At 41.2% G+C, this 23,542-nt stretch carries 24 protein-coding genes and 1 pseudogene; 11 read left to right on the top strand and 14 right to left on the bottom strand.

What is annotated here, in order from left to right; all coding sequences use genetic code 11:
* From carB to SULAR_RS03195, 9 genes and pseudogenes are all read right to left on the bottom strand, one after another.
* A pseudogene (carB, locus tag SULAR_RS03235) lies at window positions 1-681 on the bottom strand (carbamoyl phosphate synthase large subunit); the annotation flags it as partial.
* An 81-nt stretch (window positions 682-762) separates the two neighbouring features.
* On the bottom strand, window positions 763-1,797 hold the full coding sequence (gene mreC, locus SULAR_RS03230) for a rod shape-determining protein MreC (RefSeq protein ID WP_008242912.1): 1,035 nt from the start codon (window positions 1,795-1,797) through the stop codon (window positions 763-765).
* Window positions 1,787-2,821: a rod shape-determining protein gene (locus SULAR_RS03225; RefSeq protein WP_008242911.1), complete on the bottom strand. Its 1,035-nt coding sequence runs from the start codon at window positions 2,819-2,821 to the stop codon at window positions 1,787-1,789. Before SULAR_RS03225 ends, mreC begins: the two co-directional genes overlap by 11 nt.
* Window positions 2,822-2,845: 24 nt before the next feature.
* Entirely contained in the window at window positions 2,846-4,066 is a 1,221-nt protein-coding gene (gene clpX, locus SULAR_RS03220; RefSeq protein ID WP_008242908.1) for an ATP-dependent Clp protease ATP-binding subunit ClpX, read from the bottom strand.
* Window positions 4,066-4,863, bottom strand: a complete 798-nt coding sequence (gene lpxA, locus SULAR_RS03215) for an acyl-ACP--UDP-N-acetylglucosamine O-acyltransferase (RefSeq protein ID WP_008242906.1) — start codon at window positions 4,861-4,863, stop codon at window positions 4,066-4,068. Before lpxA ends, clpX begins: the two co-directional genes overlap by 1 nt.
* Before the next feature lie 8 nt (window positions 4,864-4,871).
* On the bottom strand, window positions 4,872-5,321 hold the full coding sequence (fabZ, locus tag SULAR_RS03210; RefSeq protein ID WP_008242904.1) for a 3-hydroxyacyl-ACP dehydratase FabZ: 450 nt from the start codon (window positions 5,319-5,321) through the stop codon (window positions 4,872-4,874).
* A gap of 57 nt (window positions 5,322-5,378) precedes the next feature.
* Window positions 5,379-6,458: an epoxyqueuosine reductase QueH gene (locus SULAR_RS03205; protein ID WP_008242903.1), complete on the bottom strand. Its 1,080-nt coding sequence runs from the start codon at window positions 6,456-6,458 to the stop codon at window positions 5,379-5,381.
* A gap of 10 nt (window positions 6,459-6,468) precedes the next feature.
* Window positions 6,469-7,521, bottom strand: coding sequence for a lipid-A-disaccharide synthase (gene lpxB / locus SULAR_RS03200; protein ID WP_008242902.1), 1,053 nt, complete (start codon window positions 7,519-7,521; stop codon window positions 6,469-6,471).
* 48 nt (window positions 7,522-7,569) lie between these two features.
* A complete protein-coding gene (locus SULAR_RS03195) occupies window positions 7,570-8,916 on the bottom strand; it encodes a Na+/H+ antiporter NhaC family protein (RefSeq protein WP_238536349.1) in 1,347 nt (448 codons plus the stop codon).
* A gap of 49 nt (window positions 8,917-8,965) precedes the next feature.
* On the opposite strand from SULAR_RS03195, the gene SULAR_RS03190 reads away from it, so the two are divergent.
* The gene (locus SULAR_RS03190) at window positions 8,966-9,649 is read left to right on the top strand and encodes a L,D-transpeptidase (protein WP_008242897.1); all 684 of its coding nucleotides are present in this window, start codon (window positions 8,966-8,968) and stop codon (window positions 9,647-9,649) included.
* 3 nt (window positions 9,650-9,652) lie between these two features.
* Here the strand turns inward: SULAR_RS03190 and SULAR_RS10855 are convergent, their stop codons facing one another.
* Both SULAR_RS10855 and SULAR_RS10850 read right to left on the bottom strand, forming a co-directional pair.
* Window positions 9,653-9,994 carry an energy transducer TonB gene (locus tag SULAR_RS10855; RefSeq protein ID WP_008242895.1) on the bottom strand — a complete coding sequence of 114 codons (342 nt, stop codon included), beginning with the start codon at window positions 9,992-9,994 and terminating at the stop codon, window positions 9,653-9,655.
* A complete protein-coding gene (locus SULAR_RS10850; protein WP_008242894.1) occupies window positions 9,991-10,503 on the bottom strand; it encodes a hypothetical protein in 513 nt (170 codons plus the stop codon). Before SULAR_RS10850 ends, SULAR_RS10855 begins: the two co-directional genes overlap by 4 nt.
* A 109-nt stretch (window positions 10,504-10,612) precedes the next feature.
* Between SULAR_RS10850 and hemL the strand changes: the two genes are divergently transcribed.
* The 7 genes from hemL to SULAR_RS03150 all read left to right on the top strand — a co-directional run bounded on the left by hemL (window position 10,613) and on the right by SULAR_RS03150 (window position 16,795).
* Entirely contained in the window at window positions 10,613-11,902 is a 1,290-nt protein-coding gene (gene hemL / locus SULAR_RS03180; protein ID WP_008242892.1) for a glutamate-1-semialdehyde 2,1-aminomutase, read from the top strand.
* Window positions 11,903-11,966: 64 nt separating this feature from the next.
* The gene (locus tag SULAR_RS03175) at window positions 11,967-12,704 is read left to right on the top strand and encodes an alpha/beta hydrolase (RefSeq protein WP_008242891.1); all 738 of its coding nucleotides are present in this window, start codon (window positions 11,967-11,969) and stop codon (window positions 12,702-12,704) included.
* Between the two features lie 101 nt (window positions 12,705-12,805).
* Window positions 12,806-13,114 (top strand): AtpZ/AtpI family protein, encoded by a 309-nt coding sequence (locus SULAR_RS03170; protein ID WP_008242889.1) that lies wholly within the window; start codon window positions 12,806-12,808, stop codon window positions 13,112-13,114.
* Window positions 13,107-13,655: a hypothetical protein gene (locus SULAR_RS03165; RefSeq protein ID WP_008242886.1), complete on the top strand. Its 549-nt coding sequence runs from the start codon at window positions 13,107-13,109 to the stop codon at window positions 13,653-13,655. Before SULAR_RS03170 ends, SULAR_RS03165 begins: the two co-directional genes overlap by 8 nt.
* A gap of 27 nt (window positions 13,656-13,682) precedes the next feature.
* On the top strand, window positions 13,683-14,399 hold the full coding sequence (locus SULAR_RS03160) for an N-acetylmuramoyl-L-alanine amidase (protein WP_008242884.1): 717 nt from the start codon (window positions 13,683-13,685) through the stop codon (window positions 14,397-14,399).
* Window positions 14,396-15,916: a sodium:solute symporter gene (locus SULAR_RS03155; protein ID WP_008242881.1), complete on the top strand. Its 1,521-nt coding sequence runs from the start codon at window positions 14,396-14,398 to the stop codon at window positions 15,914-15,916. The genes SULAR_RS03160 and SULAR_RS03155 overlap by 4 nt, the downstream gene beginning before the upstream one ends.
* Window positions 15,917-15,943: 27 nt before the next feature.
* Window positions 15,944-16,795, top strand: coding sequence for a D-hexose-6-phosphate mutarotase (locus tag SULAR_RS03150; RefSeq protein WP_008242879.1), 852 nt, complete (start codon window positions 15,944-15,946; stop codon window positions 16,793-16,795).
* Here the strand turns inward: SULAR_RS03150 and SULAR_RS03145 are convergent.
* Window positions 16,770-17,915: a pyridoxal phosphate-dependent aminotransferase gene (locus tag SULAR_RS03145; RefSeq protein WP_008242878.1), complete on the bottom strand. Its 1,146-nt coding sequence runs from the start codon at window positions 17,913-17,915 to the stop codon at window positions 16,770-16,772. The genes SULAR_RS03150 and SULAR_RS03145 overlap by 26 nt on opposite strands.
* Window positions 17,916-18,106: 191 nt before the next feature.
* On the opposite strand from SULAR_RS03145, the gene SULAR_RS03140 reads away from it, so the two are divergent.
* From SULAR_RS03140 to murU, 3 genes are read left to right on the top strand one after another with little or no spacing between them, the layout of a single operon-like run.
* Complete coding sequence (locus SULAR_RS03140) at window positions 18,107-19,180, top strand: anhydro-N-acetylmuramic acid kinase (RefSeq protein ID WP_008242876.1); 1,074 nt, start codon at window positions 18,107-18,109, stop codon at window positions 19,178-19,180.
* Window positions 19,173-20,153 (top strand): aminoglycoside phosphotransferase family protein, encoded by a 981-nt coding sequence (locus SULAR_RS03135; protein ID WP_008242874.1) that lies wholly within the window; start codon window positions 19,173-19,175, stop codon window positions 20,151-20,153. The genes SULAR_RS03140 and SULAR_RS03135 overlap by 8 nt, the downstream gene beginning before the upstream one ends.
* 28 nt (window positions 20,154-20,181) lie before the next feature.
* Window positions 20,182-20,850: an N-acetylmuramate alpha-1-phosphate uridylyltransferase MurU gene (gene murU / locus SULAR_RS03130; RefSeq protein ID WP_008242872.1), complete on the top strand. Its 669-nt coding sequence runs from the start codon at window positions 20,182-20,184 to the stop codon at window positions 20,848-20,850.
* Here murU and SULAR_RS03125 read toward each other — a convergent pair.
* Window positions 20,847-21,677 (bottom strand): Cof-type HAD-IIB family hydrolase, encoded by an 831-nt coding sequence (locus SULAR_RS03125; protein WP_008242871.1) that lies wholly within the window; start codon window positions 21,675-21,677, stop codon window positions 20,847-20,849. The two genes, murU and SULAR_RS03125, sit on opposite strands and share 4 nt — an antisense overlap.
* Entirely contained in the window at window positions 21,667-23,421 is a 1,755-nt protein-coding gene (locus SULAR_RS03120) for a YgiQ family radical SAM protein (RefSeq protein WP_008242869.1), read from the bottom strand. The genes SULAR_RS03125 and SULAR_RS03120 overlap by 11 nt, the downstream gene beginning before the upstream one ends.
* Between the last annotated feature and the right edge of the window lie 121 nt (window positions 23,422-23,542).

Genomic DNA, 23,542 nt, shown 5'->3' with positions numbered 1-23,542 from the left:
GATACAGTTATCCTGGCTGTCTCTGATCACTTCCATCTCGTATTCTTTCCATCCAAGCATCGATTCCATGATCTCGATCTCATTGATCGGACTTGCATCAATACCTTCTGCTGCCAGTTTTTTAAACTCTTCCATATTGTAGGCAACACCTGAACCACCACCTGCAAGTGTAAATGACGCTCTACTGATAACAGGGAAACCAATCTCTTTAGCCACTTTTATCGCTTCGTCCACACTGTATGCATTGGCACTTTTAGGTAGGTCCATACCGATTTTGATCATCGCTTCATTAAAGAGTTGTCTGTCTTCACCTTTTTTGATAGCATCCGGATGCGCTCCAAGGAATTTTACATCTTTAAGCATGCCAGCTTCATACATTTCCATAGCAACGTTCAGTGCAGTTTGCCCACCCATGGTAGGTAAGATCGCATCAACATTTTCTTTTTTGATAATTCTATCAATGACTTCAGGAGTAATAGGTTCAACATAGGTACGGTCTGCAAACTCAGGGTCTGTCATGATCGTAGCAGGGTTAGAGTTGATAAGGACAACTCTATAGCCTAATTCTTTGAGCGTTTTAGCTGCTTGCGTCCCAGAATAGTCAAATTCACAAGCTTGACCGATAACGATAGGCCCAGAACCAATAAGTAAAATAGTGTTGATGTCATTGCGTTTTGGCATGGAGAAATACCCTTAATTTTTAGTTGAATATTATACATGATTTTGATAGAAAAAGCCCTTAAAAGAGGGCAAAATACGCTTTTAAAAGAGGTCTAGACTACTTGAACCAATTTCAGGCTTCTTTTTATTGACTTTTCTGGAGGATTCTACGATTTCTGGAACGTCAACTGGCTCGATCACATCTTCTTGTGTCTGGTCGATACGTCTTGGTATACTTGAGACAACAGGTCTACTAATATTGGCATCTTGAAGCGGTTCAGACGAACGACTCTGTTCAATATTGATATCCGGGGTACTGTATCTTGTTGCCATGTTAGTACGATTAGCGTCATAATTTTCTGCAAGTGTCGCTTTGGCATCATTGATAAGAAAAAATGTTTTAGGATGGAAAATATCACTGTAGGTTTTGATATGTGCAACCGTATAAGAACTCTGTACTTCTACCTTAGTCACAAGGCCTACAGGTATATCTGCAAAGAATATACCATCTAAACCTGAGGTAAGGACTGTGTCCCCCTCTTTAATTTTATGCCATTTGGGTATGAACTTGACGATCATTTCATTCTCTTTTAAACCCAAAGCGATACCCGGTGCTTTGGTCTCACCGATGAACACAGAAAAACGACACTTTTTATCTGATGTGAGATAGCCATAGAGTTGATTGTTATGGACCATTGCCGTACCTGCAACGACACTGCCTTGTATCAGGCCATAGAGTTTGTCTTCTACCAGTCCTTTTGGTTTGGTCAATATGATCTGAGAAAAACTGTTCAGTTTTACATAGGATATGGTATCGGTAATAGAGATATTTTTTACAGGTATGTGGCTGAGTGTCGGGAGTATTTCATAAATATCTTTGATCTGTTCTATATAGTGGATCTGTTCGAGAAGGCGTTTACGTAAAATACGGTTCTCCTTACTCAATTTTTCGATAGACTCTTTTTGAAAAATATAGCTTTGGCTTTTATCTTCTAAATTCTGTGTAAAGTTTTTATATTTTTGTTTGATAGGGTTAATGATATTGAGAAATGTATCCGAGATACCTTCATCATTTCGTGATAACAGTACTGTTAGGATGAGTAACAGTATGGCTATGATGACAAGTCTAGTCTTCATATGCCATTTGTTGAAGGAGATCTATTTCATCCAATGCAATACCTGTCCCCTTTGCAACTGCAAGAAGAGGGTCTTCAGCGATATATACAGGAAGTTTTACGATATCAGAAAGATATTTGTCCAAACCTCTGATCAGTGCACCACCTCCTGTCAGTACAATACCGTTTTCAACGATATCACCGGCAAGTTCCGGTGGTGTTTGCTCAAGTACATCTTTCAATGCTTCTGCGATCTCTTCCAGAGAATCTTTCATCGCTGCTCTGATATGCTCAGAAGTGATCTCTATCGAAGCAAGGCTTCCTTCCACTTGATCCCTACCACGTACCGTTGTCGTCAACTCTTCTTGTAATGGAATCGCTGTTCCGATCTTGATCTTAAGTTCTTCAGCCACACGCTCACCGATAAGAAGGTTAAAGTTCTTTTTAATATAGTCAATGATCGCTTGGTCAAGATTATCTCCGGCCACACGAATAGACTTGGAGATCACAAGACCACCGAGTGATGTTACACCTATTTCAGTGGTACCACCACCGATATCTACTACCAGGTTACCATTTGGATCTTTGACAGGTATACCTGCACCAATCGCAGCGGCCATAGGTTCTTCTATCAGGTAAACATATCTTGCACCAGCATTTTCCGCTGAATCTTTTACGGCACGTCTTTCTACCTGAGTCAATCCATAAGGAACACAGATGATAATACGTGGAGAGAAGAACCCTTTTCTTTTATGTGCTTTTTCGATGAAATAACGGATCATCATTTCAGTCACTTCGAAATCAGCGATAACACCGTCTTTCATAGGTCGAATGGCTTTAATGTTTCCAGGTGTTTTACCTACCATATCTTTAGCTTCCTGACCCACAGCAAGAATTTTCTCTCTACCATGCTTATCATACTGGATAGCAACGACAGAAGGTTCATTAATACTGATACCTTGTCCCTTTACTAGTACAAGAGTGTTTGCTGTTCCTAGGTCGATCGCTAGATCGTTTGAGAACATTCCTAATAATCTTTTAAACATCCATATATCCTTTTAATGCTGCTGTTATGCTGTTTTTTTATCTTTTATGTACAAAGGCTTTGCACCTGAACCAACGACTTCATCGGTGATCACTACTTCATACCCTTTAAGTTCAGGCAACTCATACATGATATCCAGAAGTATCTCTTCAAGTATAGAACGTAATCCTCGTGCACCTGTTTTTCTCTCCAGCGCTTTTTGGGCAATACGTGCAAGTGCATCTTCCTCAAAGGTAAGTTTGACATCATCGATCTCAAAAAGTTTCTGATACTGTTTGACAAGAGAGTTTTTTGGTTCTACCAAAATACGGACCATATCTTCTTTACTGATCTCACCCAGTGTAGCCAGTACATGGAGACGGCCGATCAGTTCAGGAATGATCCCATAGGTGACCAGATCATCTGCTTCTATCATAGGAAGAAGATTTTCCTCTTCTTTCTTGGAACGTTTTTCCTGACCAAAACCAAGTATATTCGCTCCAAGTCTTCTTCTAAGGATATCATTGAGTCCATCAAATGCACCTCCGCAGATAAAGAGTATATTGGTTGTGTCTATTTGTATAAAGTCTTGGTTAGGATGTTTACGTCCACCTTTTGGCGGGATATTGACTACTGAACCTTCAATGAGTTTAAGGAGGGCCTGTTGCACACCTTCTCCTGAAACATCACGTGTGATAGAACGGTTCTCACCCATTCTTGCGATCTTATCAATCTCATCTATAAAGACGATCCCTTGCTCGGCACGTTGCGGGTCGCCATCAGCAGCCATAAGAAGTTTTGTAAGAATGTTTTCAACATCTTCACCCACATACCCTGCTTCTGTAAGATTTGTAGCATCTGCAATAGCAATAGGCACATTCAAAAATCTGGCGATCGTTTGTGCTAACAGTGTTTTTCCTGAACCCGTTGGGCCGATAAGAAGTACATTTGATTTAGCGATCTGCGTATCATCTTGAATATCATCTTTAAAAATACGTTTATAGTGATTATAGACAGCCACTGAGAGTGTTTTCTTCGCTTTCTCTTGGCCAATGACATAATCATCCAGCAGTGTGTTCAACTCTTTTGGCGTATAGAGCGTATGGGCTCCTATGTCAGTTTGTGCTTCATCCTGCTCTTCTTCACCAAAAAGTATTTTATATGCAGAAACGACACAGTTTGAACAAATATAGGCATTTTCACCGGCGATGAGTGGATTTTCTTCACTCTCTTGGGCTTCACAAAAGCTACATGTTTTTTTTGTCATTATTTATCCTCATTTGTTTTTGACCGTGTAAACGGAATCCCTCTTTTAGAGGTCATAATAAATTCACAAAGTTGTTTGACTTTTTCAGAGCTTGTACTTTCAAAAAGTCTTTGTGCTACTTCTTGTAGTGGTTTTCCCTCTTCAAAAAGTTCTCTATAGGCTGATTTGAGGGCATTGATATCTTCTCTCCCCATCGCTCTACGCAAGCCGGTAAGATTAAGTCCTCTCAAGTTCGCACGATTTCCTTCAGCCAGACAGAAAGGAGGAATATCCTGCGATAAGGCACTGGCTCCTCCTATCATCGCATAGTCACCGATATGTACGAACTGATGCACAGGCGTAAGTCCACCGATCACTACATGATTACCTAACTCAACGTGACCTGCAAGTGTTGCACCGTTTGCAAGGATACAGTTATCTCCAAGTATCACATCATGCCCTAAGTGTACATATCCCATAAGTAGGTTTCCGTTACCGATCCTTGTGACAGAACCTCCGCCTTTGGTACCAGGGTTGAGCAGTGTGAACTCTCTGATGGTATTGTTATCACCAATGATAAGTTCTACATGTTCACCGGCAAATTTTAGATCCTGCGGTATCGTACCCACGGCCGCATGTGGGAAAATACGGTTATTCTTACCTATGGTGGTGTGGCCTTCGATCACAGCATGTGTTGCCACTGTGGTATTATCACCTATCTTGACATTCGGGCCGATGTATGCAAAAGGACCTACAGAGACATTCTCACCTAGGATGGCCCCATCTTCTATGACTGCAGAAGCATGTATTAAAGACATCAAAAGACCTATTTATCTACGATCATAGCTTTAAGTTCAGCTTGCGCAACCACTTTGTCATCCACATATGCTTTTGCATCAAGTTGCCATACGGCACCTTTATTCTTGATTACATTGATCTTGTACACCAGTTGATCCCCCGGTGTCACAGGTGAACGAAACTTTGCATTGTCGATACTCATAAAGTATACTACTTTATTTTCGATCTCTTCCTGGCTTGCCAGATCCATACTTTTAAACGCCAATACACCACCAGCCTGTGCCATACCTTCAATGATCATTACACCAGGGTAGATAGGGTGTCCAGGGAAATGCCCTTGAAATACAGGTTCTGAGATAGAGATATTTTTAAGACCTTCAATATATTCACCCGGTGTAAGTTCAGTGATTCTGTCTACTAATAAAAACGGATATCTATGGGGTAATATATTCTGAATGTCCACGACGTTATAAAGCATGTATAAACCTTTATTTTAAAATTGGATTATTTTATCTAAATGTTGGTAAAAATCGGTTTATAGCTCTATCAATACTTCTTTAACATCACTGTAGGTCTTGCTCTGACAAATGATCTCAATCTTGTTGCTTGGTATCTCTTCGACGACCATGATGACAGAGAGATCATAGGGAGTGACCCCCAGTTTGGCACGCAGTTCCACTTCTTGACTGAATGTTGGAGGGGAGTAGATGAGTTCTGTGACACTCCGGTAGTCAGTACCAGTAAGATAATTATAGTCTTTAAGTGTAATAAAACGTACCTCATCACGGTTCATATGATACACCTCACCGACATGGTACTCTATCTTTCCTCTTGTGTATTCACCCTTGAGTGTAGAATAGGGTAGAAAGTGTGCAGGAACAACCTCTTTACGTACACGCAGTAAGCCCATCATCAAACGCCAGTTTAAAAACCGTTGCTTGATGATCTTATGAGGGATATTTGCTTCTTCCATCTTCCAACGCTTTTCATACATTTCGATGCGCTCTTCTATGGATTCTGGCTGTATTTGTTTTGAAAGCGGTACAAAGAGTTCATCTGCCAGTTTATCCTGTTGGTCACGTTGAATAGTCAGACCGAACATACATCCGCAGTAGTCTTGTCTGTAGAGTGCATCCTCTTTGGCTAACATGTTCTGTTCCTGTGTACCAGAAGCTTTTCTGTAGTCTGGAGCGACAAAAGCGATGCCTTCTCTCTGAGCCAATGCATCACCGGCTGCCTGTAGTTGTTTGAGCGATTTTTTAGGACTGGTAAGCAGTGTAGAGGTAAAGCTTGTTTCACCTATCTCACTGGCTTTTTGTGCAGAGACCTCAAAACGTCTGTCAAAACAGACAGAGCAGCGTGAGCCTTTTTCAGGTTCATGTTCCAAGCCACGTACAGCCTCAAGCCAGTTCTCGACATCATACTCTCCCTCTATGAGATCAATACCGAGCATTTTACAACTGCGTTTTACATCCAGAAGTCGTAAGTAGTACTCAGAGTAGGGATGAATGTTTGGATCATAAAAGAATCCTGTGAGTTTTTCTTCAGGATACTCCGTTTGGAGTTTTTGCAAAAAGTAGTGACTGTCGACCGAACAGCAGATATGTACTAACATGATGACTCCATTATGACCTTTGCGACATGATTATTTCCGCGACATTCTGAGAACTGCCGTGAGAAAGATATGTTTTTAACTCTTCAGCTTTTTGTCCGAAGATCTTACGGTCGGTATTGTAGTACTCTTTTAACAAGTTGTCAACTGTGACCTCTTCTTGAAGTAACTCATGGTGCAAGGTCGTATTGTTGTAATGGGTGAGTATGATGTTCGCCAAGCCTACCTGTGTGATGCCTAGAAGTTTTGTCCCTATGAAAAAGTCAACCTTCTTTGCGATGTATGCCAGTGTGAAAGGTGTACCTATGAGTGCTGCTTCGAGTGTGGCAGTCCCTGAACATATGAAGGCAAACTCTGCACGTCTAAGAGCTTCATGGGTATCACGTACGATTTCAAACTCACGATTGCCTTTGTAGAGTTTGGCTATTTTGTTTCTAGAAAAAGAGGGAGGAATGACAAGCAGAGGGCGGATCTCCGGGAATTTTCTACGCAGTTCAAGAAAAATAGGCATAAGACGGGTTATTTCACTTTTACGGCTTCCCGGCATGAATGCAATGCATCCTTTTGTCTCTTCTTCATTTCTGTGTACATCTATCTCGTCAAGCAGCGGATGTCCGATATACTGTGCTTTATCTGAACTGTAATACTCCATTTCAAAAGGGAGTATACCGAGCAGTTTATCACAATAGAGTTCCAACTTCTTAACACGTTTGGGACGGCTGGCCCATACTTGGGGAAGGATATAGTAAATGATCTCTTTATCCGGGTACTTTTCTTTCAGTTTTTTAGCCAAAGGCAGGTTAAACCCTGAAGAGTCCATTAAAAGGACTTTATCTGCCTCTTTGGCGAGTTCGACCATCGCATCTGCCACTTTAAAGAACCAGCGAAGTTTTTTGATGGCATCTACCACACCCATGATAGCCATTTCGCTGATGTCATAAAGCGGTGTACCTTCTTTAATATTTTTATCGAAGATACCCAGAAGCTCAACATCCTGTGTATGCTTGAGAACCTCTTTTAAGTGGAGGTTTGATGAGGGTTCCAGGGCGGAGACAAGAAGCTTCATTGCATATTTCCTTGTTTTGTGCTCATGATTTGCCTTTTTTCAATAAATTCATACGGTGAACCATCCTGCCAGTAAAAATGCACCTGATGCCAACAGACCACCCAAGAGTGAATAAGGCAGTTGTGTTCTTACATGTTCGACATGGTCACACCCTGCCGCCATGGATGAGATAATGGTCGTGTCAGAGATAGGAGAGGAGTGGTCGCCAAATATACCTCCGGAGATCACTGCTGCTATGACCAATGGGATATGCAGCTCCATCGTTGCACCCAAAGCCAAAGCAATAGGCATCATAATGGAGAATGTACCCCAGCTTGTGCCTGTAGAGAATGCTGTGATACTTGCGACTAAAAAGATAAGAAGCGGTATAAGCAGAGGCGAAATATTTCCCGTAAGCAAATGTGCCAAATATTTGGCAGTGCCAAGATCACTGATCACGTTTCCTATAAGCAGTGCAAAGACCATGATCAATCCTACGGGTATCATATCTCCTATACCTTCATAGAGACCAATGAAATAGTTCTTATGTGTGAGTGCTTTGGTCGGGACATAATAGAGATAGATAAAGAGCAACGTGATGATGACAGCGTAATAGACAGAAGTGGAACCGGAACCCTTAAAGATGTCACCTTCTCCTGTAAGATAAAGTCCTACAGGTACCATCATTACCATCACCAAAATAGGTAAAAGCATCCTGTAGGGTGTAGCCTCGATCTTTGTCTCACTCTCTTGAACAGTGTAGGGTACGGGAATAGCATCCTTGATGGGCCCCATATTTATATTTAAAAATATGACTGCCAAAACAATAGCTAAAGTAAAGAGCGAATAAAAGTTATAGGGAATAGAAGAGATCAGTAAAGAGACACCATCTCCTGATATCACCTTAGAGTCAATGGCCGTTACGATGAGACCTAAAAGTAAGGCACCCCATGCATTGAGTGGAATGAGAGAACAGATCGGTGCAGAAGTAGAATCACAGATATAGGCAAGTTTTTCTCTGCTGACTCGATTCTTGTCACACAGAGGTTTAGCTACAGTACCAGCAACCAGTGCAGTGATAGAGGATTCTATAAAGATCACAACGCCGATAATATAAGCAAGCAGCATTGCCCCTTTTGGTGAGTCAATTTTTTTGGATCTTTGGCTCAGGTAGACTACAAAACTGTCAACCGCACCGCTTAGGGTAAGTAATCTGATAATGGAACCGACCATTACGATAAAGAGAAGGGTTTTGGTGATCCAGGCTTCTGAAAAAAGCGAGATAATACCATCAAAAAGTGCAATGAAGGCATCTATAGGGTTATAGCCATTCAGTACCAAAAAACCTGCAAAGATACCGCCCATGAGCGAAACGATCACATCTTTGGTTATAATAGCTAAAATGATTGTTAGCAACGGGATTGCTATTGAGACTATTCCATATTCCATAGAAGGATTATACCACATGAAGATTTTACTTGCACTATGTGTCATACTTATCACACTACAGGCTCAAACCAAACAGCTTTTGGTTGTAACAACAAAAGAGTGGTCCGCACCTTCAGGAATACTACAGCGTTATGAACTGCATGAGACTGGTTGGCAAAAAATAGGCAATAAAATAGATATCAAACTGGGTAGAAACGGTTTAGGATGGGGAATAGGGCTACATGAATTACCAAAATATGCACAGATCATTAAAAAAGAGGGAGACGGGAAATCACCTGCAGGTATTTTTAAACTCAAACATGCATTCGGATATGCACCTTTTGATATAGCATACCCCTATAAGATCTACAAAGAGACAGATCATTGTGTGGATGATGTCAATTCTAAATTTTATAATAAGATCGTAGACAGTACGCAAGTAGATGTGGATTATAAAAGCAAAGAACATATGAAGTTCCCCAAAGACTACTACAAGTATGGCATTGTGGTGGATCATAACCATATAGGTAAAGTTGGAGCTATAAAGGGGGCAGGGTCATGTATCTTTATTCATATTAAGGATGTACCTACGGCCGGATGTACAGTGATGAGCGAGGAGCAGATACAGACACTATTACGCTGGTTAGATCCTGAAGCTGAACCTCTTTTAATTCAGGGAACTGAGGATGTGGTACAAAAGCTTTGGAAAGAGATCAGATAAACTTTAATAGATACTATATCTTACATAAAAAACGATCTTTGTTTTTTTGTTAGGTAAAGGATAATCTTTATAGGCAATGCGTATTACATCTAAAGTATTTTGATCTAAAGCCTGGTGACCTATATGCCTTTTTAATTTAAGATCTGAGATATCACCATTTGGATGGAGGTAAAAAGAGACAATGTTGGTTCCCTGCTGTCTTGTGCGGACCGCAACATCCGGATAGCCGTTTCGGGTAAGTGTACGTTGTGTGATCCTGTGGATGGTTCCCAGATTGTTTTTGATAAACTTTTTTTGTGTTTCACTGTAAGTATCAAACTCTTTACCATAAAGCTGATTGATCATTCTAGCACCATAACTGCCTGAAGATGATGGTCGGCTCCGCTGTGTTGGATACATAGATGTACCAGAACCCATGAGCGCATTAGCAAGAGGATCACTTGAACGTTTAGATGGTCTGTATGTTTTCGTTTTTTCGCTACAGTTTTTTTCTGTACTTTTTTAATAACTTTCTTTTTCTCTTCTTTTTGAACGATCTTTTGAACAGGTTTGGGTACGGTTTTGGTGACATTGTTTTCTTCTGTACTTTGCTGTGCAAAGATCTTTTTACTCTCATCCAACTTTTTTCTCTTTATAGGTTGCACGGCTGTTTCTAACGGTTTTTGAATGACAGGTTTAGGTGTTGGTGGAATCACTACGGGTTCGGGAACAGGTACCGGCTTTGGTTTCGGTGCAGGAGGAGTGACGATCTGTTGGAGATTCAGGCTTATTTTCTTCTCTTCTTTCTTAGGAGGTAAGAAGATGAACTCTTTCCAGTTTTTCATAAAAAGCATCAATATCAGTAAATGTAACAATAAAGAGAGTATTAATCCTTTCAGCGTTCTGATGAGACTCTCCTTGTATATAGCCCTAAGTGCCGTTAGTGTATAATCTTTGCAATTATACATAATGAGGATTAATAACATGGCATATGACAAAAGTATAGCAGCATTTGAAGAAGCATATAAAGTGATTCCTGGGGGGGTTGACTCACCGGTACGTGCATTTTCAGGAGTAGAGGGTACACCACCATTCATCCAAAGAGGTGAGGGGGCATATCTTTTTGATATTGACGGGAACAGATATATCGACTATGTACAAAGTTGGGGTCCGCTTATTTTTGGTCATGCAGATAAAGAGATCGAAACATCAGTGATAGAGGCCGTTCAAAGAGGATTGAGTTTCGGTGCTCCTACGACTATAGAGACGGAGCTTGCAAGTGAGATCGTCACGCTTTTTGACAACATTGATAAAGTGCGTTTCGTGAGTTCTGGAACAGAAGCAGTGATGTCTGCTATCCGTTTGGCTCGTGGTGTGACAGGTAGAGAGAATATTGTAAAGTTCACTGGATGTTATCATGGCCACTCAGATTCACTGCTAGTACAGGCAGGTTCGGGTCTGGCTACATTCGGTTCTCCATCAAGTCCTGGTGTACCGGCTGATCTTACCAAACATACACTCTTGGCAACGTATAATGATATTGAATCCGTACTAAAGTGTTTTGAGGAGTCACCGGACGGTATTGCGTGTGTGATCATCGAACCTATAGCCGGAAATATGGGTCTTGTACCTGCAGATGAAGCATTTTTGGAAGAACTGAGATGTCTCTGTACAAACCATGGTGCACTGCTTATCTTTGATGAAGTGATGAGTGGATTCAGGGCTTCATTGAGCGGTGCTCAGGGTATTTCAAGTGTGAAACCGGACATGGTGACTCTTGGTAAGGTCATCGGTGCAGGTATGCCTGTGGGTGCCTTTGGTGCATCGGCACAGATCATGGCACACCTTTCTCCTGAAGGGCCGGTCTACCAGGCAGGAACACTTTCAGGTAATCCTGTAGCGATGGCAGCAGGTCTTACCAGTCTCAGAAAGCTCAAATCCAATCCTTCATTATATGTATCACTGGGAAACAAAGCCAAGAAACTCATGGATGGATTCAAAAAAGCGGCAGATGCATCTAACATACCTTTCGTGACCGATGTTAGAGGGAGTATGTTCGGTTTCTTCTTCTCTGATAAGCCTGTCAGAAATTTTGATGATGCGTTGGAAAATGACACGGCAAGGTTCGCCAAGTTCCATAAAGGTATGTTGGACAGAGGTATCTATCTTGCCTGTTCATCCTTTGAGGCAGGATTTATCTGTGCTGCTATGACGGATGAGATGATAGATGAGACGATCAAAGCAGCGTATGAAGTGATGGCTGAAATAGCCTAGATCACGCTTCATATCATTTTGATAGAACAGCCAATCAAGTTATACTGTTTGTGAAGGAAATATCATGAAAAAATTTCTACTCTCCCTGGTACTGGTCATACCCCTTTTTGCTACGGAACTTAATCTTACGACCGAAGATGGATTTGACCTCCACGGATGGCTGGAAAAACCGAAAGAGACTAAAAAACCTATGCCTATCGTACTTTTGGCACACCAGTTCGGTTCAGACCATACATCATGGGATATGCTCACCATGAGATTACTTGCGAAAGGTATGGCGACTCTCAGTGTGGATCTGCGTGGCCATGGAAAGTCAACCATGCAAAAAGGCGTAGAGAACAGCGTACAAATGCCTAAAAACACAAGTGAAGTGAGAACAGCTTTTGATGCAAGTGCACCCAAAGTGGGATTTTCCAAGATACCACAGGACCTCATAGCATGGTTGGAAATGATAGAAGAGGATAAAAGCCTGGATATACAACAACTCTACCTCATTGGAGCATCACTGGGTGGTGCATCGCTGATCCCTGTATTGAATGACTATGATGCAAAAGCACTCATTGCGCTTTCTTCGGGAAGATCAAACAGCAGTGAAAGTGACATGGCACTATCAAGTTCTCTGGCAAAAACCTACTTTATCGCTACCAAAAATGATCCATTGGGTGCGAACGTGAATGCACTTGAATATGGTAAAAAAGCAATTGCAGGTACCACACTCATACTCCCTGGTGATGGACACGGTACCGTGCTGCTGCCTAAAGTAGAAGAGTATATATTTCTCTTTATGGAGCTGTCACGCTAGAGCAGACTACTGGTGCAACATAGAGGAGGAAAAACTTTATTCTAAACCATGCTCTATGTACCAATTGGCTATACTACATTTTCAAATTATGAGGACTAAAAATGCAAAATAATACGGAAGAACCGAAATTCAAAAAAGTGGTGGATGCTGCAGATGGACTCAGTCTTGGTATTTCCATGGTTGTCGCTGTCATTATTGGTGTTGGTATAGGATTGGGATTACGCAATCTTACGGGTGCTGGATGGACACTCTGGATCGGTGTATTCATTGGTATCGGTGCGGCTATCTCTAATGTCTACAAAGCATATGCGAAGCAGAAAAAGTCGTTGGATGAATTGGCTAATGATCCAAGATATACCTATAAAAAAGAACAGCAAGACAAATATGATGCTGAGGATGATGATGCATAGTATGAATCGTAAGATCTTCGCAGTACTCCTATCTGTGGATATTTTACTACTCTTGATCTCTATAATATTTTTTGATATTAAAGTCCTTTACAACACACAGATAGGCTATATCACCGCATCACTTGTCATGATTGCTTCGATAGTCAGTTATAGACGTATGGTCAATGCCCGTGTGAAACACAATATGGTAACCATGGATGACACTCAAGATGTGATCGACAAACTTGAAGATCCCTATGATCTATACAGTGAAGAGGTAGAGGTCGAGGAGAAGAGTTTGGCACAAACGATCAAAGCAGAGAAGAAAAAACGCAAAGAGAATCGACGCAGTGTCTACCAGACCATGAAAGACACCAAAGCGGCTCTCTCTTTCTATAGACTAGGTGCCTATGTGCTGCTAATCTTGGGCTTCTTATATCTCAATAGACACGGATTATTACATATTCCAAGTTATATTATCTCTTTGGGTATTCCTTCTGTGATTCTTGTTTGGGTCCTTCTAAAAGAAAAAGAAAACATTAGCCAAGATCCGATAGAATAACTCTACTTGGAAGTGAGGATTTATTTCATGATAAGACTTTTACTACTCTCTTTTGTATTTCTCACTTTGACTGCATGTGGAAAAGAAGAGGCAAAACCTGCAGTCTGTACCACAAAACCTATACAACCACTCCGGATCATCGATAAACCAATCGATTTCGGACCTGACCGCATCGCTATGACAAAATCGTATATCAAGTCTCATTACGGCTTTAACGTAGAGACTATTGAGATCATGCCAAAGATCATTATGCTCCACTGGACAGCAGAGATGAATTTTGACAAATCATTCAAGCGTTTGAAGCCTGAAAAACTCCTTTCTGATCGAAAAGACATTGTGAAAGCTTCAGCCTTGAATGTATCCTCTCAATTTATGGTGGCACGAGACGGGACAATATACCGTTTAATGCCGGAGAATTGGATGGCACGTCATGTGATAGGACTTAATTACTCCAGTATCGGTATAGAGAACATCGGAGGGAAAGACAATAAGATAGATGATCTGACACCTGAACAGCGTCAGGCAAACATTGACCTAGTGATGTATCTCAAGGCCAAATACCCTACGATCGAGTATCTTGTAGGTCATCATGAGTATAGGCAGATGGAGAAGACAGCTTTGTGGTTGGAAAAAGACAAAGGATACAGAACAGTGAAATCTGATCCCGGTGAAAAGTTTATGTCCGATATAAGAAATGGTGTACAATGCCTCCATCTTAAAGCCCCACCCAAAGGGAACGAATGAACTCTGCATTCAGTACACTTGACTGGGGGATCTTCTTTGCATATTTTTTAGTATTAACCATCACATCAGTACTTTTAAGCCGTGTGAAGGTAAAGAGTACACGTGATTATTTCGTCGGGGGGAATAGTGTTCCTATGTTTGCTGCAGCGATGTCTGTACTGGCTACTTCACAGTCTGCTGCTACCTTTCTTGGCGGACCTGAGTACTCATACGGAAAAGATCTGACGTTTATAGGCTTTTATATCTCTGCTTTTTTGGCAGTTTTTTTTGTCGCTAAAGTGCTGATTCCACGTTTTTATGCGATCAAAGCGGTAACAGTCTACGAATTGCTAGAAAAGCGTTATGGTGAGAATGCAAAAAGAGAAGCGGGTATTATGTTTCTTATAGGACGTCTGTTTGCTTCTGGTGCTAGGCTCTATATCGGTGCATTGGCCATCTCCATGATACTCTTCTTAGATATTACATCCATACATGTTGCTATATCCATCTCGATATTAATGCTGGGTGCATTGGCTTATGCATACTTTGGGGGTGTCAAATCGATCATCTTTTCTGACATCATTCAAGCCTTTACTTATATTGGAGCGGGGATCGCAATATTGATCTACCTTTATATGAGTATGCATACCGATCTTTCTACGATTGTGTCTACCCTGCAGAGTGAAAACAAACTCAAGCTACTTGATTGGTCAATGTCTGGTGGATTTTCTGTTTGGACCTTGCTTGGTGGCTGGCTGCTTCTTAATATCGCTGCCTATGGCCTTGACCAGGACATGACACAAAGAGCATTGACCTGCAAAAGTACGAAAGAAGCCCAAAATTCACTTATGATGAGTATCTACCTGACTATCCCTGTAGCGTTACTTTTTTTAATGATCGGTCTGCTGCTTTACCTCTTTTATCAGCATCCTGAAATTTCTGGTTTGAGTACGGAAGTGGTACAAAAATTTGATGGGGAGAAGATCACTATTTTTATGTACTACATTTTGCATGAGATGCCAGAGGGGATGAGAGGACTTGTGACCGTTGGTGCTGTAGCAGCTGCTTTATCCAGTTCCAATTCTGTCCTGGGTGCCATGTCATCTGTAGCCATAGAAGATCTCTATAAACCTTGGAAGCAAAAGAGAAGCAATGTAGATGAGATGCACTTTGTCAAAGCAGGGCGTAATGCAGTGCTTCTATTTGCTGTCGCACTCTCACTTATGGCGATGCTAAGCTACTACTGGCAACGTTACACAGAACTTCCACTCCTTAGCTTTGCTCTTGGCGTGATGGCATTTGCATACACAGGCTTACTTGGCGTATTTGGTGCAGCTATCTTTACTAAACGCGGTTCTGCAACTACAGTGCCATTGGCACTTTTTGGTGGATTTATCACAGTACTGCTACTACAACCTTATGTGCTAGGTGCTGCACTGGACTTGAAACTTGGGTTTGCATGGCAGATTTTGGCCGGAACTTTTGTAGCGTTTGTCTTGATGATGTTCGGGAAAGAAAAAAGTACTTCAAATAATTAGTTTATTCTAGCTATGAAAAGAGAGGGTATGGATACTCAAGATGAATTAGCGTACATATATGTTGAAAACAGCTGTTCCAGTGCAAAGATAGCATTACAAGGTGCTCATATCTTTGATTTTACACTGAAAGGAAAGGGCAGTGTACTCTTTCTGAGTCAAACATCAGTATTTAAAGAGGGGAAGGCCATAAGAGGTGGTGTACCCATTTGCTGGCCTTGGTTTGGTGCAAATGAAATTGATAGCTCACTGCCCAATCATGGGTTTGCCAGAATTTCACTTTGGAAACATCAATCTACTCAGATGTTAAATGATCGAGAGACCAAGGTCACACTTACACTGCATTCGTCACCTAAGACACACGTACTTTGGCCTTATCTGTTTCATCTGACATTAGATATCTATGTAGGCGAGGTACTCAGATTAGAACTTACAAGTCAAAATCTTGATACTAAACCGTTTACTTTCACCTCTGCACTACATACTTACCTAGCTGTTGATAACATCTATGAAACGCATGTAGAAGGTTTGGAAGAGACATACTATTTTGATAAGACACAAAATACGTGTACACGGCAAGAGGGTCATATAGATTTTAGCAAAGAGGTAGATCGAATCTATCAAAATGTCAAAAATGATATTTTGGTAAAAGATAACAAGGTACATCATACTGTTCAAACAGAGGGGACGTATACGATTGTTGTTTGGAATCCTGGAGAGATTTTAGCAAGTAGTATGCCAGATCTAAACGATCACACTCAGATGCTTTGTGTAGAGAGTGCAAATGTTTTAGATGATAGTGTGACATTAGCTAAAGGTGAATCTCACACCCTTAGGCATACAATTATCACTGAATTCAGAGACGTTTCAATCTCTCTATAGCTTCATCAAGCTCTTCTTCTTTTTTAGAGAAACAGAATCTTGCCAGATGAATACCTTCACTCTCTTGATAGAATGCTCTAGCCGGGACCGCAGCGATACCGGTTTTTTCTAGAAGCGTTATAACCTTTTGCTTGTCATCTTCACCTTCAAGTTTCGAAATATCGGCTAGTACATAGTAGGCCCCTTTGACATATTCAGCCTTCAGTCCTGCATCAATGAGGGCTTTAATGAACTTATCCCTTTTTTTCTGATGCTCTTTGGCTACATTTTCATAGTAGGATTTGGATAGTTCATTCAGTCCCTTGAGTATACCGTTCTGCAGTGGTGCAGGTGGACAGACATATACCAGATCATTAAAAGCAGAGGCTGCATCAATAATGCCTTTTTGTGTGATCGCATATCCAAGTCTCCATCCAGTGATCGAATAGATCTTTGAAAAACCTGAGATGACAACTGTTCTCTCTTTTAAACTCTCGATACTTAATGCCGATACAAACTCAAGTTCATCGTAGATAAAATGCTCATACATCTCATCACTAAAGAGGAAAAGATCGTTTTGGTTAATGACCTCAGAAAGCGTTTGAAGCTCTTCTTTTGTATACACTTTTCCACTAGGGTTTGAAGGATTGCAGATGAGTATGGCTTTTGTGTCTTCTGATATCTGATCCTTCAAGTTTTCAAAGTCTATTTCATAAGCCGGCGGATTCGTTCTGATGTATTTGATCTTACATCCTATTGATTTTAGTGTCGCTACATGGTAACCATAGTAAGGTTCAAAAAGTATGACCTCATCTCCTTCATTGAGCAGAGACATAGCAGTAGCATAAAACGCTCCCGTTGCCCCAAGACTCACAAGTACATTGTCCACATCGATACCCTGGTCATAAAAATCATTCTGCTTTTTAGCGATAGCTGCTCTTAACTTGTAATTACCGTATGCAGAGGTATAGGTATTTTTTCCACTGTCTATCCCTTCTTTTGCACCTTCCACAACAGGTAAAGGTACTTCAAGATCACAAAGACCTTGTGCCATATTGAGTCCATTTTTTTCGTTGCAGAGTATGGACATCGCTCTGATCTCGGATTGTGCGATATTTTTTGCTCGATTACTTAGTTTCATATTGACCTGACTTTTTTTATTTGTTGAAGTATAGTTGAACTTCACTTATATAAATACCACACAACAGAATTGTCATATCACGCAATAGATCTTTACGTTTATCACCATATTAAGCAGTAAGTTTGTATAATCTTTCATACTATAAAACCTAGGTAATAGGTCTCCTATTATCCCACTGAAAAGATATGTCGATGAATAAAGAACACTATATAGGTATCATGTCAGGTACATCACTTGATGGTGTGGATGTCGTACTTTGTGAAATAGACAGCAACTCCTGTAACCTTATTACTTCTTTAGAGTATCCTATGCCTTTGAAGTTAAAGAGTGTAATACTCAGAGTGATAGAAGAGAATTGTACATTAGAATCTTTAGGAGAGATAGACCATCGTTTGGGTTTACTCTTCACAGAGGCTGTTGGTGCTTTATTGATTCGTGAGAATATAGATCCATCAGGTATTAATGCTATAGGATTACATGGTCAGACACTTTGGCATGCTCCAAAAGGAGAATATCCTTTCACGATGCAGCTTGGTGACCCTAATATTTTGGCTGCAAAGACAGGGGTACCTGTTGTAGCAGATTTCAGACGTAAAGATGTAGCATTAGGTGGACAGGGTGCCCCTTTTGCACCGGCATTTCATGAATTTATATTTAGTAATATTAATTCGTCTGTTTCTGTGGTAAATATCGGTGGAATGGCAAATATTACTGTCTTAGGAGATAAACTTATAGGATATGATACCGGTTGTGGAAATGTACTTTTGGACATGTGGATAGCTGAACATCAGGGCAAGGCATATGATGAAAATGGAGAGTGGGCAAGCACAGGTGTTGTGGACTATACTCTTTTAGATAAAATGATGTCGGATGATTTTTTTCAAGAGCCTTATCCCAAAAGTACAGGTAGAGAAAAATTCAATAATGTATGGTTACAAAAGTATCTTTCAGGACATACGCATACCCCTGAAGATGTACAGAGGACACTTTTAGAACTTACTGCTATGAGTATCAGTAATGAAGTTTTGAAGTTTAACCCGGATATTACTTTGCTTTGCGGTGGTGGTGCCAAGAATACATTTCTTGTTGAGCGGATCAAAGTATTGATGCCAAATGTAGAAGTGGCTATCTCTGCTAACGCAGACCAGATAGAAGCAATGACCTTTGCATGGCTTGCATACAAACGTATGCATCATCAAAAAGTCAATTTAAAGGACGTTACGGGTGCAAGTGACAATGCAGTTCTAGGAGGCATATATGTATAAAGAGTTAACAGAATGGTTGGAGTCGTTAGGTATTAATGACCCGGAACTTCAAATGCTACATGGGGATGCGAGTGCAAGAAGCTACTACCGTCTTCTAAATAGTGATGGAGGTATCGTGATGGATGCTTCAGAAGCCAAAGAGAGTGTACCTGTCTTTATCGGTGTAGCTCAAAGACTTACAGATGCAAATGTACGTATACCGACCATAAATGCCTATGATCTTGAAAAAGGTTTTGTGTTTTTAGAGGATATAGGCTCTACCCACCTCCTGGATAAATGTGTGGAAGGTGTAGATGCAAGGCCTTATTATGATAAAGCCATAGAAACATTGGTTCAACTCCAGACCACATCTTCTAAAGGTTTACTACCGTATGATCAGGGTTTTTTGCTCGAAGAGATGAATCTTATGACAGAGTGGTACCTAAAAGCCTATCTGGGTACAACACTTGAATGTCTTGAAGGACGTATGCTTTTGGAGAGTTTCTCCCTGATCGCCAAAGAGGTATTAAGCCAGCCGCAAGGCATTTTTGTACACCGGGACTACCATGCACGCAATTTGATGATAGACAGCAATGACGAGATTGTGGTCATAGACTTCCAGGATGCAAGAGAAGGGGCTTTGACCTATGACCTGGTCTCATTGCTTCGTGATGCCTATGTGAAACTGGATAGAAGAGAATTACGCAGACTGATCCTGCTCTTTAAGGAGTTGAAGGGGCTTGATATAGAGGATGAGACGTTTATCCGCTGGTTTGATTTTACAGGCCTGCAGCGTCACATCAAGATACTGGGTATTTTTTCAAGACTGGCACTAAGAGACGGGAAAAAGAAATACCTGCAGGATATTCCACAAACGTTGAAGTATATCCTGGAAGTGGGTCAAAAGTACCCGGAATTGGACGGGTTAATTGCTCTATTGAAATCACAATATGGTGAGTTCAAAGATGCACCTGTCACAATGAGAATATTTTAACTGCTTAATTAATAAAGGATACACTACCATGAAATGTATGATACTTGCTGCAGGATCGGGAACAAGAATGAGGCCACTGACCGACACGACACCGAAACCTCTACTTAAGGTAGGCGGTATACCTCTTATCGTATGGCACATAGAACGTCTTGCACATGACGGCTATACTGATATAGTCATTAACATTGCACACCTAGGGTATCAAATCCCTGAAGCACTGGGTGACGGTTCAGAGTGGGGCGTGAACATTACCTACTCTGATGAACAGGAAGAGGGTGGACTTGAGACTGCAGGGGGCATCATCAAAGCGCTGCCATTCCTTGGGGATCAGGCATTTTTGGTTCTCAATGGAGATATATGGACCGATTATGATTTTCAAGACCATAGAAAGCTTGCAGAAGGGATTCTCGCCCATTTAGTCCTTGTACCCAACCCGGAACATAACCCTGAAGGAGATTTCGCCTTAGATCGGAACAGGGTCATTGATAACAGGCAATACACTTTCTCTGGCATTGGGTACTACTCTCCAAAACTCTTTGATGGGGTACCCTACGGTAAATCTGCACTGGCACCTTTACTCAGAGCAGCAATCAAAGAGGGAAAAGTAACCGGTGAACTCTATGAAGGCGAATGGCTTGATATAGGGACACCAGAGAGACTGGAGCTTTTGAACGCCCAGTTGATGAATAGGTATTAACGCTTCTGTTCTTTCAAATATTTGGCCACTGCATCTTCATCGTTAGAGTGAGGAAGTATGACATCTGCTACGGCTTTTACCTCATCCAGGGCATTGGAAACGGCTACAGAGGTTCCTGCAAGCTTGAACATCCCAATGTCATTGACAGAGTCACCAAATACCGTTACATCAGCAGGATCTCGTTCTAGATAGTTCATAACCTTCTGAAGTGCATGGGCTTTGTCCCCTTCAGGGTGAAGTATCGTCAGGAAGTAGCCGTCTGAGTATTTTTCAGGAGAGAGTTTACACTCTATGGCATCTTTGAATGTCGCTTTTAATTTCGATGTAAGAGGTTCCAGTGTTTTTTTATCACCAAAATAAACGATCTTCAGGTTCAACTCCATGGTTTTATTTTCAGGGTTGAACTGTAGTCGTGGATCATTTTTGTAGCCCTTGAGGACAAATTTCTGATGCTCATTCAGTTTACGAGGGTACAAAAATGCTTCATTGAGATCCATGTCTTTCAACCCTATGATAAAAGGGTCAATATCAAACTGTAAGCCAACTTCAACGATGGCATCACCCAGTGCTTTTTTTATGGTTTTTAGATCTATGAGCTTTTTGTCCGGAGAGACAATCATCGTACCGTCTAATAGTATCATAGGGGCATCCAGATGGAGTTTTTTCAAAAAGTCATGGGTTTTTTGAAAGCTTCTTGCTGTGGCTACTGAGAGAATGGCATCTTTGCTTTTTGTGTTCCAAACTTCTCTGCTGAAATCACTGACACTCTGGTCCGTACGCAAAAACGTATGGTCTAGGTCAGTGATATAGATAGGTCTATTGGGCATTAACTTGCAAATCCTGATTTAAAATTTGTTTTTGCCTGTACGATGGCTTTTTGTTTTCTTTTTTATGTATATCTTTTTCCACAAAGATCTTTTTACGCGTGACCGGGTCCATCTCTGTGTAGTACATTACGGCAGAGTATGTTCCAGGAGTCGGTGTAAAGACCTGTGCCTGTTCAGGGTTCATTTTAAGCTCTTCAGTCGTAAAACGTTTCAGTTCATGCATATCTTTCTCTTCACAACCCGGGTGCGCGGCGATAAGATAGTAGGTAAGGTACTGCCTTTTCCCCATATCTTTGTTGAGTTTGTCATACAGCCTTTTAAAGTCTATCAGTGTCTGTTTTCCCGGTTTTCCCATAAGATCAAGTACATGCTGCTGAGTATGTTCAGGTGCGACTTTCATCTGGCCTGATATATGGTGTTCTACCAACTCTTTCAGATAAGAGTATCCCTTACGTTTGTCTTCATTGATAAGGTCATAACGTATTCCTGAAGCTACGAAGGCCTTTTTGATACCCTCTATGTTACGTACCTGTTTCATCATACCTATCACACGGGTATGGTCTGGTTTCATTGAAGAACACAAATGTTGTGAATCCACACAGCGCTGATGGTCACAGGTGCCCAGTTTGAGCTTTTTGTTACACTCATAACCGTACATGTTTGCCGTAGGGCCGCCAAGATCTGAAATGATGCCCTTAAAGTCTTTATACTCTTTAAACTGATTGGCTTCTTTGACGATGGATTGTTCAGAACGTGTACGGATCGTACGTCCCTGGTGTACACCTATGGCACAGAAGTTACACTCACCCCAGCATCCCTGATGTGTCATGATGGAGAATTTGATCGTCTCCAGACACTTTACTTTTCCTTCCGGACGGTGATAAGGATGAAGTTCTCTTGTAAACGGCAGGGCAGAGACTTCATCCATCTCAGGTTCACTCAGATAATCGCATGGCGGGTTTTGTATAGAGTAACGTGTGTCTACTTTCTGGCAAAGACCTTTTGCTGCGATGGGATCATTGTTGTCATAAAAAAGATCAAAAAGATCTATATACTTCTCTTTATCATCCAGACACTCCTGGTGTGAGGGAAGTTGATGATACTGCTCTACAGGCTCTTTGTTTATGTAGCAGACACCGCGTATGTCTCTCCACTCCTTACCTTTATCCAAGGCATGGGTAAGCTCACGAATCGCCTGTTCTCCCATACCATAGATGAGTATATCTGCCTTAGAGTCAAAGAGTATAGGTTTTCTAAGCTTGTTGCTCCAGTAGTCGTAGTGGGTGACACGTCTAAGAGAAGCTTCTATACCGCCCAGTACGATAGGCACCGTATTTTTAAAGTTTTGACGTATGAGATTGGTGTAGACCAGAACAGCTCGGTCTGGACGTTTGGTATTCTTTCCTCCGGGTGTATAATCATCAGAATTTCTAAACTTCTTTGTAGCTGTATAGTTCGCTACCATAGAGTCAATACTTCCACCACTCACACCCCAGTAGAGTCTCGGTTCACCCAAACGTCTGATATCTTTGTCACTCTTGATATCAGGCTGACCTATGATTCCAACCTTATACCCAAGCTTTTCAAGCATACGTCCGACTGTAGCCACACCAATGAACGGAGAATCTATATAGGCATCTCCAGAGATCAATATCACATCACACTGTTTCCACCCAAGTGCATCCATCTCTTCTCTGGTGGTAGGTAAAAAACGTTTTGCTTCTCTAAGATCAAGTTTGCTCATAGGGGTACCTTATTCATGCATCCAAAATACAGGAATTTCTTCTTTCATAGTGATTATTTTCGTATTATAGCCAATAAGTGTGAATTATCCTTATGATACCTATTATCCTTATAAAATGACT

The sequence above is a fragment of the Sulfurovum sp. AR genome, from assembly GCF_000296775.1.
GTDB classification, from domain to species: Bacteria; Campylobacterota; Campylobacteria; order Campylobacterales; family Sulfurovaceae; genus Sulfurovum; species Sulfurovum xiamenensis.
The sequence above is the reverse complement of the archived record's forward strand: the minus strand, read 5'-3'. Positions and strand labels throughout refer to the sequence as shown.

What these genes read in the sequence shown, in the direction of transcription:
- mreC (WP_008242912.1), bottom strand. Translation starts at nt 1,797, where the DNA reads ATGAAGACTAGACTTGTCATCATAGCCATACTGTTACTCATCCTAACA.
- SULAR_RS03225 (WP_008242911.1), bottom strand. Translation starts at nt 2,821, where the DNA reads ATGTTTAAAAGATTATTAGGAATGTTCTCAAACGATCTAGCGATCGAC.
- clpX (WP_008242908.1), bottom strand. Translation starts at nt 4,066, where the DNA reads ATGACAAAAAAAACATGTAGCTTTTGTGAAGCCCAAGAGAGTGAAGAA.
- lpxA (WP_008242906.1), bottom strand. Translation starts at nt 4,863, where the DNA reads ATGTCTTTAATACATGCTTCTGCAGTCATAGAAGATGGGGCCATCCTA.
- fabZ (WP_008242904.1), bottom strand. Translation starts at nt 5,321, where the DNA reads ATGCTTTATAACGTCGTGGACATTCAGAATATATTACCCCATAGATAT.
- SULAR_RS03205 (WP_008242903.1), bottom strand. Translation starts at nt 6,458, where the DNA reads ATGTTAGTACATATCTGCTGTTCGGTCGACAGTCACTACTTTTTGCAA.
- lpxB (WP_008242902.1), bottom strand. Translation starts at nt 7,521, where the DNA reads ATGAAGCTTCTTGTCTCCGCCCTGGAACCCTCATCAAACCTCCACTTA.
- SULAR_RS03190 (WP_008242897.1), top strand. Translation starts at nt 8,966, where the DNA reads ATGAAGATTTTACTTGCACTATGTGTCATACTTATCACACTACAGGCT.
- SULAR_RS10855 (WP_008242895.1), bottom strand. Translation starts at nt 9,994, where the DNA reads ATGATCAATCAGCTTTATGGTAAAGAGTTTGATACTTACAGTGAAACA.
- hemL (WP_008242892.1), top strand. Translation starts at nt 10,613, where the DNA reads ATGGCATATGACAAAAGTATAGCAGCATTTGAAGAAGCATATAAAGTG.
- SULAR_RS03175 (WP_008242891.1), top strand. Translation starts at nt 11,967, where the DNA reads ATGAAAAAATTTCTACTCTCCCTGGTACTGGTCATACCCCTTTTTGCT.
- SULAR_RS03170 (WP_008242889.1), top strand. Translation starts at nt 12,806, where the DNA reads ATGCAAAATAATACGGAAGAACCGAAATTCAAAAAAGTGGTGGATGCT.
- SULAR_RS03165 (WP_008242886.1), top strand. Translation starts at nt 13,107, where the DNA reads ATGCATAGTATGAATCGTAAGATCTTCGCAGTACTCCTATCTGTGGAT.
- SULAR_RS03160 (WP_008242884.1), top strand. Translation starts at nt 13,683, where the DNA reads ATGATAAGACTTTTACTACTCTCTTTTGTATTTCTCACTTTGACTGCA.
- SULAR_RS03155 (WP_008242881.1), top strand. Translation starts at nt 14,396, where the DNA reads ATGAACTCTGCATTCAGTACACTTGACTGGGGGATCTTCTTTGCATAT.
- SULAR_RS03150 (WP_008242879.1), top strand. Translation starts at nt 15,944, where the DNA reads ATGGATACTCAAGATGAATTAGCGTACATATATGTTGAAAACAGCTGT.
- SULAR_RS03145 (WP_008242878.1), bottom strand. Translation starts at nt 17,915, where the DNA reads ATGAAACTAAGTAATCGAGCAAAAAATATCGCACAATCCGAGATCAGA.
- SULAR_RS03140 (WP_008242876.1), top strand. Translation starts at nt 18,107, where the DNA reads ATGAATAAAGAACACTATATAGGTATCATGTCAGGTACATCACTTGAT.
- SULAR_RS03135 (WP_008242874.1), top strand. Translation starts at nt 19,173, where the DNA reads ATGTATAAAGAGTTAACAGAATGGTTGGAGTCGTTAGGTATTAATGAC.
- murU (WP_008242872.1), top strand. Translation starts at nt 20,182, where the DNA reads ATGAAATGTATGATACTTGCTGCAGGATCGGGAACAAGAATGAGGCCA.
- SULAR_RS03125 (WP_008242871.1), bottom strand. Translation starts at nt 21,677, where the DNA reads ATGCCCAATAGACCTATCTATATCACTGACCTAGACCATACGTTTTTG.
- SULAR_RS03120 (WP_008242869.1), bottom strand. Translation starts at nt 23,421, where the DNA reads ATGAGCAAACTTGATCTTAGAGAAGCAAAACGTTTTTTACCTACCACC.